Origin of the sequence: Bacillus sp. FSL K6-6038, from assembly GCF_038050455.1 — a bacterium.
GTDB lineage: Bacteria > Bacillota > Bacilli > Bacillales > Bacillaceae_G > Bacillus_A > Bacillus_A pseudomycoides.
Genome location: NZ_JBBOUH010000001.1, coordinates 1,779,306 through 1,793,270 on the forward strand (window position 1 = coordinate 1,779,306; position 13,965 = coordinate 1,793,270).

11 protein-coding genes and 1 pseudogene are annotated in these 13,965 nt (G+C 34.7%); 9 read left to right on the forward strand and 3 right to left on the reverse strand.

The genetic code is table 11. The annotated features are described in order from the left end of the window. The first annotated feature begins 1 nt into the window (after nt 1). Nucleotides 2-1,147 carry an ABC transporter permease gene (locus NSQ40_RS09190; protein WP_033797404.1) on the forward strand — a complete coding sequence of 382 codons (1,146 nt, stop codon included), beginning with the start codon at nt 2-4 and terminating at the stop codon, nt 1,145-1,147. 49 nt (nt 1,148-1,196) lie between these two features. On the opposite strand, the gene NSQ40_RS09195 is transcribed toward NSQ40_RS09190, so the two are convergent. Then, nucleotides 1,197-2,141 (reverse strand): lipase/acyltransferase domain-containing protein, encoded by a 945-nt coding sequence (locus tag NSQ40_RS09195; protein ID WP_033797403.1) that lies wholly within the window; start codon nt 2,139-2,141, stop codon nt 1,197-1,199. A gap of 85 nt (nt 2,142-2,226) precedes the next feature. Between NSQ40_RS09195 and cls the strand changes: the two genes are divergently transcribed. Continuing rightward, nucleotides 2,227-3,438, forward strand: a complete 1,212-nt coding sequence (gene cls / locus NSQ40_RS09200; protein WP_033797402.1) for a cardiolipin synthase — start codon at nt 2,227-2,229, stop codon at nt 3,436-3,438. 100 nt (nt 3,439-3,538) lie between these two features. On the opposite strand, the gene NSQ40_RS09205 is transcribed toward cls, so the two are convergent. Next, complete coding sequence (locus NSQ40_RS09205; protein ID WP_003196672.1) at nt 3,539-3,961, reverse strand: GNAT family N-acetyltransferase; 423 nt, start codon at nt 3,959-3,961, stop codon at nt 3,539-3,541. A gap of 310 nt (nt 3,962-4,271) precedes the next feature. Here NSQ40_RS09205 and NSQ40_RS09210 point away from each other — a divergent pair, with 310 nt between their 5' ends. Then, entirely contained in the window at nt 4,272-4,940 is a 669-nt protein-coding gene (locus tag NSQ40_RS09210) for a uridine kinase (protein ID WP_033796038.1), read from the forward strand. Nucleotides 4,941-5,113: 173 nt separating this feature from the next. Here the strand turns inward: NSQ40_RS09210 and pyrH are convergent, their stop codons facing one another. Then, nucleotides 5,114-5,857 carry a UMP kinase gene (pyrH, locus tag NSQ40_RS09215; protein WP_003196676.1) on the reverse strand — a complete coding sequence of 248 codons (744 nt, stop codon included), beginning with the start codon at nt 5,855-5,857 and terminating at the stop codon, nt 5,114-5,116. Between the two features lie 379 nt (nt 5,858-6,236). Between pyrH and NSQ40_RS09220 the strand changes: the two genes are divergently transcribed. The 6 genes and pseudogenes from NSQ40_RS09220 to NSQ40_RS09245 form a co-directional block, all read left to right on the forward strand. Continuing rightward, nucleotides 6,237-7,508, forward strand: coding sequence for a cation:dicarboxylate symporter family transporter (locus NSQ40_RS09220; RefSeq protein ID WP_003196680.1), 1,272 nt, complete (start codon nt 6,237-6,239; stop codon nt 7,506-7,508). 24 nt (nt 7,509-7,532) lie between these two features. Next, nucleotides 7,533-8,972 (forward strand): aspartate ammonia-lyase, encoded by a 1,440-nt coding sequence (gene aspA / locus NSQ40_RS09225; RefSeq protein WP_003196682.1) that lies wholly within the window; start codon nt 7,533-7,535, stop codon nt 8,970-8,972. Between the two features lie 52 nt (nt 8,973-9,024). Then, a complete protein-coding gene (malS, locus tag NSQ40_RS09230) occupies nt 9,025-10,758 on the forward strand; it encodes an oxaloacetate-decarboxylating malate dehydrogenase (protein WP_097787194.1) in 1,734 nt (577 codons plus the stop codon). Between the two features lie 73 nt (nt 10,759-10,831). Beyond that, nucleotides 10,832-12,145 (forward strand): ATP-binding protein, encoded by a 1,314-nt coding sequence (locus NSQ40_RS09235; protein WP_003196685.1) that lies wholly within the window; start codon nt 10,832-10,834, stop codon nt 12,143-12,145. A gap of 1 nt (nt 12,146) precedes the next feature. Beyond that, complete coding sequence (locus NSQ40_RS09240) at nt 12,147-13,079, forward strand: response regulator (protein WP_003196687.1); 933 nt, start codon at nt 12,147-12,149, stop codon at nt 13,077-13,079. A 96-nt stretch (nt 13,080-13,175) separates the two neighbouring features. Then, a pseudogene (locus tag NSQ40_RS09245) lies at nt 13,176-13,649 on the forward strand (LysE family transporter); the annotation flags it as partial. Nucleotides 13,650-13,965: the final 316 nt, after the last annotated feature.

Consider the following 13,965-nt stretch of genomic DNA (forward strand, 5'->3'; position numbering starts at 1 on the left):
TATGAAAGATATTTTATGGCTTATACAAAAAACATTATCTGTGCTTTTGAAAAATAAAAAAGGATTACTAATTATTATTGGTTTACCAATAATAGGGTCTTTAATTTCTTTTTCGATATATGGAAATGTAGGGCAAGGGACGTTAAACATTGGGGTTGTAAATAAAGAAAATCAGTATATAGCAAATGATACGGTGAAGTTTTTAGAGGGATTAAATCATGTAAAAGTGAGTAAGATTAAGGAATCAGAAGTAGAAGATAAGCTTACTTCGAAAAAACTTGATGGAGTAATTACGTTAAATAAAGGTTTTTCACAAAGTGTTCGAGATGGGAAACCGAGTCATATTGAGGTTGCATCGATAAAAGGTGATCAAGTAACAGGGTTTGTAAAATCATACTTGTATAATTATATTGATAATATAGTTGCTATTAGTAAAGTTGCGCAAAATGATCAAAGTACGTTTGATAACATGTATGCGGGTTATCAAAAAAGTTCAATTAAAGTAAAAGCTGAGACGCTTCAAGATACTTCAAAAAATAAAGATATGACGAATCAAACTGTCGGTTATCTCATTATGTTTATGTTGTTTTCAGCGGTGAATTTATCAGAACTCATTTTAAAGGAAAAAGAGAATAGAACGTATTTTAGATTATTATCAACACCGATAGATGGAAAAAAATTTATATTATCTAACGTAGCTGTTAATATGATTGTTTTAGTCGTTCAAATTGTTGTCGCAGTGTTATTTATGACGAACGTTTTTCATACGAATATCAATATGCCATTTATGGTCATGATTGGCGTACTGATGATATTTGCTTTAGTAGCAATTGGTATGTCACTAGCCATTGTATCTTTTGCGAAAAATGCAACTTCTGCAAATGCTATGCAAAATATTATAATAACACCAACGTGCTTACTTGCCGGATGCTTCTTTCCGTTTGAAATTATGCCAACATCCGTGCAAAAAATAGCTGATTTTCTCCCTCAACGTTGGTTATTAGATACGATAGGAAAATTACAACAAGGGACGCCATTTGCAGATTTATATTTAAACATTTTAATTTTGTTTGCTTTTGCAATTGCCTTCTTCTTAATTGCGATTTATAAGTTTGGTCGTAATAATGACGCGAGGAATTTTATGTAATAGGAAGGGATGCGGTATGGTGCTGCATCCCTTTTTGTATGTTTGTAATCTAAAGTATCTTTTGTAATATTGGTATGCTTTTATATAAAACTTCATTATGAGCACCTTGCACAATATATTTGTCACCTTCTAAAAGGAAAACGCTATTTGTAACGACATTGCCATCACCCAACTTTGTGAGTATGTCGCCTACAACTTTACCATTTGCCCATTTTACTTTTGAACGTGAGGGAACCACTTGTAAATATTGAATCGTTTCTTCCATATCACCTGCAATTAGTATAGTTTGAATATTTCTTTTCTGTATAATGCCCCTGTTTTGATTTAGTTCATCGAGAAACTGATTTTGGGTGTGCATTTTACTATAAGGTAGGAATTTAAGAGAAGATCCTGTCTTTATAAATAAATAATTTCCGTAATATTTACAAGGAATAATATCTTTTAGCCCTTGAAAGTGTGTTTGAATTGCTTCGACTTTATTCATCTTATATAAGATGCTTAAGTAGTTTATATACTGTTCCATATATAAATGAACGATATTTATTTTAGAGGACATACATACAGGGAGAGTGCCTCCTGTCCAATAGCTATAATTGGGAGGTGAGCCAGCGTTTGGTGTGCAAAGGAGGATTAATTGATCTACATCTGTATGATATTCCTCACTTTGAACATAAGATCGTGCCACGAGCCCTCCCATACTATGACAAATCAAATTTACTTTATGGGATCCTGTTATGTGTTTTGCTAAATTAATGGTTTTTAATAAATAATTTTGAGCAGCGGTCTGAATTCGTTGTCGCCAATCATAAAAAGAGATAAAAAGATTTTTATTTCTTTCGTATCCCATGTTTTCTAACATCATGATGAAAGGCTCATATACAAACGCAGAGATTCCGAAATTCCAATCACCTGTGCTGGGAATAATTATATTGCTCATAGAGCCAAATAGTCCTGGGACAAAAACGATAGGTTTTTTTCTTGTATTGTTTTTCATAGCGTCCTCCTTTTTATTGAGCATTAAAATTAGATTTTGTTGAACACTATATAATGAAAGTGAGTCTAAGCTAAAGGGGACTGACATGGCAAAAAAGATATTATGTATTATTTCTATTATCATTAGTGCAGTGATTTTTCTAGTTGTTTGGATGCATATTGATGTAACGCTAGGAAGGAAAGTGGAAGCTGATAAAAATCAACGGAAAGAGTATGCTCCTCGTTATAGTGATTTTCAATTATATGTAGAGGGAAAAACGCTATATCATCAGCTTTTTTCCGATATAAAAGAAGCGAAAGATTCTATCTTCACGTATTTCTATATCATTTCGAATGATAAAAGTAGCCATACTTTCTTAAATTTGTTAAAGGAAAAAGCAGAAGAAGGGGTACAAGTATACTTATCGGTTGATTGGATTAATGATTTATCTTTTGAAAGAAAATATAAAAATGAATTGCAGGCAAGTGGTGTCCATTTTACATACAGCAGGAAACCGGAGTTCCCATTCTTTTTTTATTCGCTCCATCATCGTAATCATCGCCGTATTACAACGATAGATGGGAAAATAGGGTATAGTGGTGGTTTTAATATAGGTAATGAATACTTAGGGAAAGATAAGCGCTTTGGATATTGGCGAGATTATCATGTGCGATTGCAGGGAGAAGGGGTAACGGATTTAGAGGAGCAGTTTGCGTTAGATTGGAAACGGGATACTTCAGAAGAAATTGCAAGAACAGCTCAATCTACTATTAAAGGAAAGACGTTACACACTATGTCTAGTTATAATGGACATAAAGTTGTTACGAAGTATATGGAATTAATAAAAGAAGCAAAGCGTTCTATCGTGATTGCCACGCCCTATTTTATACCGACAGATAAAGAACTTATGAATGCTTTAATTCAGGCACGAAAGCGGGGAGTATCGGTAAAAATACTTTGGTCTTACAAACCGGACGTTCCGCTTATTAAAGAAGCAGCGTACCCATATATTCGTCAGTCAATTGAAAATGGAATCACTGTATATGGATATAAAAAGGGGATGTTTCATGGGAAAGCAATGATACTCGACAACGAAATAACTGTGATTGGTACAACAAATTTCACTTCGCGTAGTTTTCATATTAATGATGAGATGGATTTTTATGTATATGGTGGCCCGATGATTCAACAAATAAATCAAGCGTTAACACAAGATTTTCAAGATTCAAAGGAGATAACTTCATCATTCTTTGCAAATTTATCATTTTTAGAGAAGTGTAAAGAAAAAATAGCATGGTTGGTTAATTATTATTTATAGGAATCATATAAATGAAAATTAAAATGCTTAGAGTTTATTCTCTGAGCATTTTAATTTTCATTGTAGTGTTTTCAATCCAAGTTTTCAAAAATTAAATGATCTATAAGTCTTTTTTTAAATAGTAATGTTTATAGTCTCTGCCGACATTATCAAGGACACCAAATTCTTGATAACCGTGCTTTTTATAAAAGTCTAATGCTTGAAAGCTTAAAGTATCCACTTTTATGAAATCACAATTCTTTTCTAAAGCTATTTGTTCGATTTCTAATAAAAGTTTAGTCCCATAACCTAGTTTGCGTATGTCTTCATCAATTATAAAAGTATGAATCTCTAACCAATTCCAGCAAATTTCACCTAATATTCCTCCGCGAACCTTGCTGTTTTCATCCTTAAGAAATAAATTAATCTCTTGGTATCTACCTCTTAAATCCACTGGGAAATACTTTAAATTATATTCATAAAGCCGATTGTTAACGTTGTTTTTATCAGTTCCATTTAATTCTTTCGTAATATGTAAATTCATTAATTTCTCCTCCTGCAATTTTTGTGAAATGATTTAGAATATAAAATGAATTACTTTTTCTTGAATACGTATCTTCATCATCTCAATATACTTATTTTAACATAAATATCCTAATATTCTGGTTATTGTTTTTTAAAACATCTATTGTGAATGTGTTGAAAGTAATACCATTCAGAGTGTTATTTTAATTGTTCAAACCATATAACAATTAAAAAGCGAGAATAAATTGTATGAAATTTCATACTCGAAACGTATTTTTTCATCAAAATATCTTTTGAAGGATAAACAAAGATGGTTGAGGAGGATGGAATTGAATCGTCAAACTATTATTCGTGAGATTGTAGAGCGTATGTTCATGGTTAAATTAGATCATCCCTTAAGAGTCGGTGTTAGTGGTATAACAGCTTCTGGGAAAACAACATTTGCAAATGAGTTACAGAAAGAAATTCATTTGCAGGGAGGAAAAGCTGTTCGAACAAGTATAGATAATTTCCATAATCCAAGAATAGTTAGATATTCACAAGGTAAGGAATCGGCTAAAGGATATTATGAAGATGCTCATGATTATAAGGCATTTGCTGAGCGGTTATTGATTCCGTTAGGGCCTGGTGGTGATATGCGATATGATATGAGATCACATGATTTAGAAACGGATATGTATATTGAACCAGATCCCATACTTGCTTCAAAAGACATGGTATTTATAATTGATGGTACTTTTTTATTAAAAAAGGAGTTGCAACATTTATTTGATTATAAAATATTCGTAGAAACGGATTTTGAAATTGCGAGAGAACGTGGTTCGAGTCGAGAAGCAAAAAACTTTTGGAATAAAGAAAAGGCAGAGAGAATGTTTTTACAAAGGTATCACGCTGCTTGTCATATGTATATAGAAGAGCATGGACCGAAGGAATGTGCAGAGGTAGTTTTAATTAATAATGATATTGAAGCACCGAAGGCTTTATTTAAGAGTTTGTGATTGTAACAGTGATACTGATAACAGTTATTGGAAGGGCGTTTCATGAATTGTGTATAATTGGGGCACAGTTTTTTTATATTGTTATGATACTACTTTTTTAGAAAGAGTAAGGTGCGGAAAATACCGCACCTATTTTTAAAGTCAAAGTTGCAGTTTTTTTACTCTAGAAAAAGTCACTTTTCTTCTACGAGTTCCGTTAACTCATGATTAATTAATGTGCCAATATGCTCACCTAAGCATATTTTTTTCATAACTCCAGGTTCATCAAAATTAAAGATATGAGCTGGTAAATGGTAGTCGCGAGCAAGTAATAAGGCTGATTGATCCATCACTTTTATATTGTTTCGAACGACATCATTATAATTTAAATGACGATACATTTTTGCTGATTTATTTCGTTTTGGGTCACTTGTAAAAACACCGTCTACACCTTGTTTTGCAACTAAAATGGCATCGCTATTCATTTCGATTGCTCGCTGGACACTCGGGTAATCTGTCGTAACGAACGGTTGCCCATTCCCGCCGCCAAAGATAACGATATATCCTTTATCTAAATGATGAACAGCCCGTAAACGGATGTAGGGTTCTGCCACGGCTGTAAAGGGGATAGATGTCATAACGCGTACTTCTTTATCTGTCTTACTTGTTAATACACCGCGCAGCATGAGACTATTAATAATTGTACCTAATGTCCCTATATTGTCTGCTTCAACGCGATCAATCCCCCATTCTTCAGCTAAGTTTCCTCTGAAAATGTTTCCTCCACCAACGACAAGAGAAACTTCAATACCTAAATCGACGATTGATAAAATCTCCGTTGCGATATGTTCTAAACGTTTGGAACCGAAACTATTTCCATCTTGATCAGCTAAAGCACCACCACTTAATTTAATTAGAACACGTTTGTATGGTTTCATGGATTTTCCCTCCTATACATATGGCAATAAAAAAGGAGCAGAGGCGAATGCCTTTGCTCCTTTACGAGAAAATGAAATAGAAAAAGGAAGAGCTATAATGAGATCTTTTGTATGATTCTTCATAATATCAACTCCTTTTCATCTCATTTACGTTCAAATAAACTTACTTTTTAGATTATATAAAATAATTTGGTGTTTTATCAATGTTATTTTCATTTTTTTATCTTCAAAGGGTGTCAATGAATATTTAAAGAAAAAAATTCGAATTTTTTGTGACGAATCTGTAGTTTTTTGTCTGATTTTGTAGGTTCACCTATATTATGTGAGTAAGCTTTTGTAAATACAAATTGAAAGCGTTCGCATGAAGGGATGAAAATATATGAAAAAATTCGGATTAGCAACACAGATTTTTGTTGCACTTGTTTTAGGGATTGTAGTAGGGGCAATCTTTTATGGCAATAAAACAGCAATTTCTTATATCACACCAATTGGGGATATATTTATCCATTTAATTAAAATGATTGTAGTACCGATCGTTATTTCAGCGCTGATTGTTGCAGTAGCTGGTGTAGGGGATATGAAAAAGCTCGGAAAATTAGGTGGTAAGACAATTCTCTATTTTGAAATTATCACAACAATCGCGATCTTAATGGGATTAATCGCAGCAAACGTGTTCCATCCAGGAACGGGTGTTGATATGAATAACTTACAGCAAAGTGATATTTCATCATATAAACAGACGGCTGATGCAACAGAGAAAAAAGGTTTTGCAGAAACGATTGTTCACATCGTACCAAAGAACGTATTTGAATCAATTGCACAAGGAGACTTATTACCGATTATTTTCTTCTCTGTGTTATTTGGTTTAGGAGTTGCAGCAATTGGGGAAAAAGGAAAACCGGTGTTTAATTTCTTTGAAGGTGTGCTCGAAGCGATGTTTTGGGTTACAAATCAGGTTATGAAGTTTGCGCCATTTGGTGTATTTGCACTGATTGCTGTTACGGTTGCAAAATTTGGTGTGGCAACACTACTTCCTTTAGGAAAATTAGTGCTAGCTGTGTATGTAACTGTTATACTATTTGTTATTGTTGTATTAGGTATTAATGCACGAATGGTAGGGATAAACATTTTTACATTAATGAAAGTTTTAAAAGAAGAACTTATTCTTTCGTTTACAACAGCAAGTTCAGAAGCTGTTTTACCTAATATAATGAGAAAAATGGAAGAGTTCGGTTGTCCGAAGGCAGTTGCTTCTTTCGTTATTCCAACAGGGTATACATTTAATTTAACTGGTTCGGCTATTTACCAAGCATTAGCAGCATTGTTCGTCGCTCAAATGTATGGAGTGCACATGCCATTAACGCAGCAGATTACATTGTTATTTGTTCTCATGCTGACGTCAAAAGGAATGGCAGGAGTTCCAGGTGCTTCATTTGTTGTTGTATTAGCAACATTAGGTTCAATGGGATTACCGTTAGAAGGTATCGCGTTAATTGCTGGTATCGACCGCATTTTAGATATGATTCGCTCATCTGTCAATGTATTAGGGAATGCATTAGCGGCCATCGTGATGTCGAAGTGGGAAGGCGAATTTGATCATGAGAAAGCGAAACAATATGTAGAAACAGTCAAACAAACAGAAGCAGCATAAGAAATAGATGAGGAGTGAGTAATAATGGCAACATTAACTGAAACTACAAAAAATGTACGAATTGAAAAAGATTTTTTAGGTGAAAAAGAAGTGCCAACGCATGCTTATTATGGAGTTCAAACGATGCGTGCTGTAGAAAACTTTCCAATTACAGGGTATAAAATCCATGAAGGTTTAATTAAAGCTTTGGCAATTGTAAAAAAAGCAGCCGCACTGGCGAACACTGATGTAGGAAGATTGGAACTGAAAAAAGGTGGCGCAATTGCCGAAGCAGCACAAGAGATTCTTGAAGGGAAATGGCATGATCATTTCATCGTCGATCCAATTCAGGGCGGAGCAGGAACTTCTATGAATATGAATGCGAATGAAGTCATTGCCAATCGTGCCCTTGAATTATTAGAGATGGAAAAGGGAGACTATCATTATATTAGTCCAAATAGCCACGTGAATATGGCACAATCAACAAATGATGCATTTCCAACAGCAATTCACATTGCGACATTAAATGCACTAGAAGTGTTACTACAAACAATGGGCTATATGCATGATGTATTCGAATTAAAAGCAGAACAATTTGACCATGTGATTAAAATGGGGCGCACACATTTACAAGATGCTGTACCAATTCGTCTTGGACAAGAATTTAAAGCATATGCTCGTGTAATTGGACGTGATATGAAACGAATTCAGCAATCCCGTCAACATTTATATGAAGTAAATATGGGAGCAACAGCAGTTGGTACAGGATTAAATGCGGATCCTGAGTATATTGAAGCGGTGGTAAAACATTTAGCTTCAATTAGTGAACTACCTCTTGTTGGAGCGGAAGATTTAGTAGATGCAACGCAAAATACAGATGCATATACGGAAGTATCAGCTGCACTGAAAGTATGTATGATGAATATGTCCAAAATCGCGAATGATTTACGCTTAATGGCATCTGGTCCACGTGTTGGACTTGCAGAAATTATGCTTCCAGCTCGTCAACCAGGTTCATCTATTATGCCAGGGAAAGTAAACCCTGTTATGCCAGAAGTGATTAATCAAATCGCGTTCCAAGTAATCGGTAATGATCATACGATTTGTCTTGCGTCAGAGGCGGGTCAATTAGAGCTAAACGTTATGGAACCAGTACTTGTTTTCAACTTACTTCAATCGATTAGTATTATGAATAACGGTTTCCGTGCCTTTACAGATAATTGTCTAAAAGGAATTGAAGCAAATGAAGGACACTTGAAAGAATATGTTGAGAAAAGTGTAGGAATTATTACGGCAGTGAATCCACATATTGGTTATGAAGCAGCGGCTCGCGTTGCTAAAGAAGCAATTGCGACAGGGCAATCTGTTAGGGAGCTTTGCTTAAAAAATGGTGTGCTGTCACAAGAAGAGTTAGATTTAATTTTAGATCCATATGAAATGACACATCCGGGGATTGCGGGAGCAACTCTTTTAAAGAAAAATTAAAAGAGGAGGGGACATTCCCCTCTTTTTTGTTTACAATATAGAAATGGCATATATAAATAAAGGTAGGGATGGTATGAGTAAATTTACAGTTACCTCTAATGGTGTATTAGAAACGACATTAAGAGGAGTAGAAGTATTAGCTACACCACTTTTAAATAAAGGGGTTGCTTTTACAGAAGAAGAAAGAGAAGAACTAGGGCTAAAAGGGTTATTACCACCTGCGGTATTAACATTGGATGAACAAGCACGCCGTGCGTATGAACAGTTTTGTTCACAGCCAGACGATTTATTAAAAAACGTATATTTAACAGCACTCCATGATCGTAATGAAGTGTTATTTTATCGTTTACTTACAGATCATTTACGTGAGATGCTTCCAATTGTGTACACGCCAACTGTTGGTGTAGCCATTCAAAGATATAGTCATGAGTATCGTAAACCACGTGGAGTGTATTTATCTATAAATGATCCTTCTGGCATAGAAGAAGCGTTTTCTAACGTTGGTGCAACAGCTGAAAATATTGATTTAGTTGTTGTAACAGATGGTGAAGGAATATTAGGAATTGGTGACTGGGGTGTTGGTGGTATTAATATTGCTATTGGGAAGTTAGCAGTTTATACAGCAGCAGTTGGAATCGATCCTAGTCGTGTATTACCTGTTATTTTAGATGTTGGTACGAACCGTGAGGATCTTTTAAGTAATCCGTTTTATATTGGAAACCGTCATCCTCGTATAACTGGCGAGGCCTATGATACATTTATCGATACATTTGTAAAAGCTGTATGTAACAAGTTTCCAAAAGCATTGTTGCACTGGGAAGACTTTAGCTCACGCAATGCACGTAAAATTTTAGACAAATATCGTGATCATGTATGTACATTTAATGATGATATTCAAGGAACTGGTGCAGTTTCACTTGCAGCTGTATTATCAGCAGTGAAAACTTCAGGTGTCCCACTTTGTGAACACCGAGTTGTTGTCTTTGGAGCTGGTACAGCTGGAATTGGAATCGCTGATCAAGTGCGAGATGCGATGGTTCGTGCTGGGCTATCAGAGAAAGAAGCAAACGAGCGCTTCTGGTGTATTGACCGTAATGGTTTACTTACAGATAATATGGAAGGTCTTCTTGATTTCCAACTCCCATATACACGTATGGAATCTGAAGTCAACGAATGGAAGCAAAGTGAAACGGTTGGGCTTGCAGAAGTTGTGAAACATGTACAACCAACAATTTTAATTGGTACATCAACAGTAGCTGGTGCATTTACAGAAGAAATTGTAAAAGAAATGGCTTCTCATGTAGAACGACCAATTATTTTACCAATGTCGAATCCAACACCGCTTGCAGAAGCAAAACCGGTGGATTTAATACATTGGACAGAAGGACGGGCACTTGTGGCAACTGGAAGCCCATTTGAGCCAGTTACATATGATGGTGTTACGTATGTAATCGGACAATCAAATAATGCGCTTATCTTCCCAGGTCTTGGTCTTGGAACAATTGTTGTTCGTGCGAGTGTAATGACAGATGGTATGTTTGCAGCAGCAGCAGAAGCAGTGGCAAGCATGGTAGATACAAGTCAACCAGGAGCACCTATTCTTCCGGAGGTAGAAGAACTACGTAACATCTCAGAGATAGTAGCAATTGAAGTAGCTAAAGCAGCAGTTGCTGAAGGGGTTACTCGTGAGGAATTCAGTGATAACGATATCAGAAAAGCTGTTAAAGAGGCAATGTGGCAACCTGAATATCGCCAAGTAAAAGCAGCTAAACAGGTAACAATATAGAAATAAAGCCCGTTTATATTATAAGCGGGCTTTCCTTGTTCAATTTTTGAAAAATATATTTCATAAATAGGAAGTGGCATCTTTGAATTGGAATCAATTGTGGAAGAAAGATATGTCCCTTTTAATTATTTTAATATTAATTGTTCCAATTGCCGGAGAATTAAATTTTCATCCGTTTAATGATACCTTTCGTGTAAGTTTTGGGACGCCAATCTTTTTCTTTTTATTGTTATTTTTACGTAAAATACCAGCGGCAGTAGCCGGTGTACTCGTCGGGTTATCGGTGGTAGGAGTTCGGATTTGTCTTGATTGGATGCTACAAGGGTCTTTTCATATAACTGATTCTTTTTATTTGCGTTATCCAGTGTTCTTTTATTATTTTGTGTATGGAAGTCTTTTTTCATTATGTAGAGTGAATAAATTTCATCAGAAACCATTTATAATAGGGTGCCTTGGGATTACAATTGAGATTATAGCAAGTATGTCAGAACTTACTTTTTATCATGTTTTAGTGCTTGGTACAACAATTACGATTTCTGAAATAAATAAATTGATTATTATCGCTGTTTTTCGAAGCTTCTTTGCCCTTGGTTTCTTAAATATGATGAGTCTATATGAAACGAAATTAAAGGAAGCACAAGTCCGGAAAGAAAATGAAAAAATGTTAATGCATCTTTCTAACTTATATGTGGAATCTGTTCATTTAAAAAAGACACTTCAAAATGCAGAATTAATTACACAAGAAGCATATCAATTATATCGAAATTTACAAGCTAGTAATGATGCAGGTGGCATAGAAATACATAGTAAAAAAGTATTAAAAATTGCTGGGGAAGTACACGAAATAAAAAAAGACAATCAAAGAATTTTTGCGGGGTTATCAAAGCTTTTATTAGATAAAAATCTTTCTGAATACATAGAAGGTCATGAGTTGACAGAAATGATTGTCAGGATAAATGAGAAGTACACCCAGCTATTAGGGAAAGAGATAACATTTTCTAAAAACATAGAAGGTGAGCATGAGGAATATCATGTTTATACTGTATTGTCGATATTAAATAATTTAGTTGCAAATGCTGTTGAAGCAATTGAGAACACTGGTACAATTATAATAAAGACATATAAACAAGAAAGAAATATAATGTTTGAAGTAATAGATGATGGTCCCGGTATTTCACCAAAATATAAAAAACTCGTATTTAAACCAGGTTTTACGTCGAAGTATGATCAAACAGGTACACCATCTACAGGAATTGGTCTTTCTTATATAAAAGAGATGGTTACAGAACTTGGGGGAGAAGTGAATCTGCAATGCAGGGAGAGCGGCAGAGGATGCAAGTTTATTGTCCGTTTACCAGAGTCTAGTTTAACGCGAGAGGGGGAATAGAGTGTTTTATTATATCGTAGATGATGATGAAGTATTCCGCTCTATGCTATCACAAATTATTGAAGATGGTGATCTTGGAGAAGTAGTGGGAGAAGCGGAAGATGGTGCTTTTGTTGAAGTAGATCAGTTGAATTTTAAAAAGGTAGATATTTTATTTATTGATTTATTAATGCCAATTCGCGATGGCATTGAAACAGTACGTCATATTGCACCGTCGTTTACAGGAAAAATAATTATGATTTCTCAAGTTGAGTCGAAACAATTAATTGGAGAAGCGTATTCTCTAGGTGTTGAATATTATATTACGAAACCATTAAATAAAATTGAGGTTGTATCTGTTGTCCGAAAAGTGATGGATCGTATTCGTCTGGAGCGATCTATACAAGATATTCAAAAATCACTGAATAACGTCTTTCAATGGGAACAACCGCAGGTGCGAAATGAACCGTTGCTAGAAGAGAAGAAGATAATGGACTCAGGTCGCTATTTATTATCAGAACTTGGTATTGCTGGAGAGAATGGAAGTAAAGATTTACTTAGTATGTTGGAATATTTATTGGGACAAGAAAAGGAAAAAACATTTGAATATGGTTTTCCAGCATTGAAAGATATTTTTCACTATATTACGGTCAAAAAATTAGGTGGTGCAGCCTCAGAAACGGAAATTGATAAAGAAAGAAAAGCTTCAGAACAAAGGGTGCGCCGAGCGATTTATCAGTCATTAAATCATTTGGCCTCTCTTGGTTTAACTGATTTTTCAAACCCTAAATTTGAAAGCTACGCTCCGAAATTTTTTGATTTTACCATTGTTCGTAAACGTATGACAGAAATGACGAAGGAAGAACTAGCAACTTCCGGGCATACGAGAATTAATACGAAGAAGTTTATTCAAGTGTTGTATTTTGAGGCGAAAAGGTTGATGGAGGTAGAATAGAAAAGAGGATGCTTACAAATGAGCGTCCTTTTTTCTATGATTAAAATTTTGAATATTATCCATTTAATAGTAATAAAAGGGTGTAATTGAATATAAATTTGTTTTGGTGTTTCTGTCTATTTAACAACACCTGGTGCGAAGTTAATTATTTGGATATTTGGCTTTTTTACGCTACTATATCTTGGATATGAAAGTATAAAAGATGCTTCTAAGCAGGTGGAGAGTAAAGGGAATGGAGAAAGAGAACACCCAATGAAATCATTTGCTTCAGGATTTTTAATTGCAATTTCTAATCCACTTAATATTATATTTTGGATTGGCATTTACGGAGCTGTCTTAACAAGTGCGATTAGTGCAGTAGGCAAAGAACAAGCGTTATTGTACAGCATTACAATATTTGTTGGGATTATGATTTGGGATTTATTTATGGCGACTTCTATTCATTTTGGAAGAAGATTTGTAAATAACCGTATGATGAAATGGATTTCTATTTTTGCGGGAATTGTTTTAGTTGGGTTTGGAATGTATTTTGGATATGAAGCAATTAAAGGGGTTGGGGATCTCATATAAGAGAAGGATAGCCAAGGAAGAAAATAATTATGCCTTAGCTATCCTTTTAAAAATATAATTAGAGTATGTCTTTTTTGAAATGGCAAAAGCCACCTTTTCTATTATTTATTTTATCATTCGTATCTTCCACTTTTCCAGGTGAATGCACTTTTTGTATTTTAGAGTGATCCACATATTCATCTGAAAACTCCATAGCATATTTATCACGATGATGTATGTTAGATGACGGACGTAAATCTTCATCTTCATGTAAATATGAAAAAATATTTATTCGGCTATAAATCAGAATAATCTTTAGTTAGATGGGTTAATCATA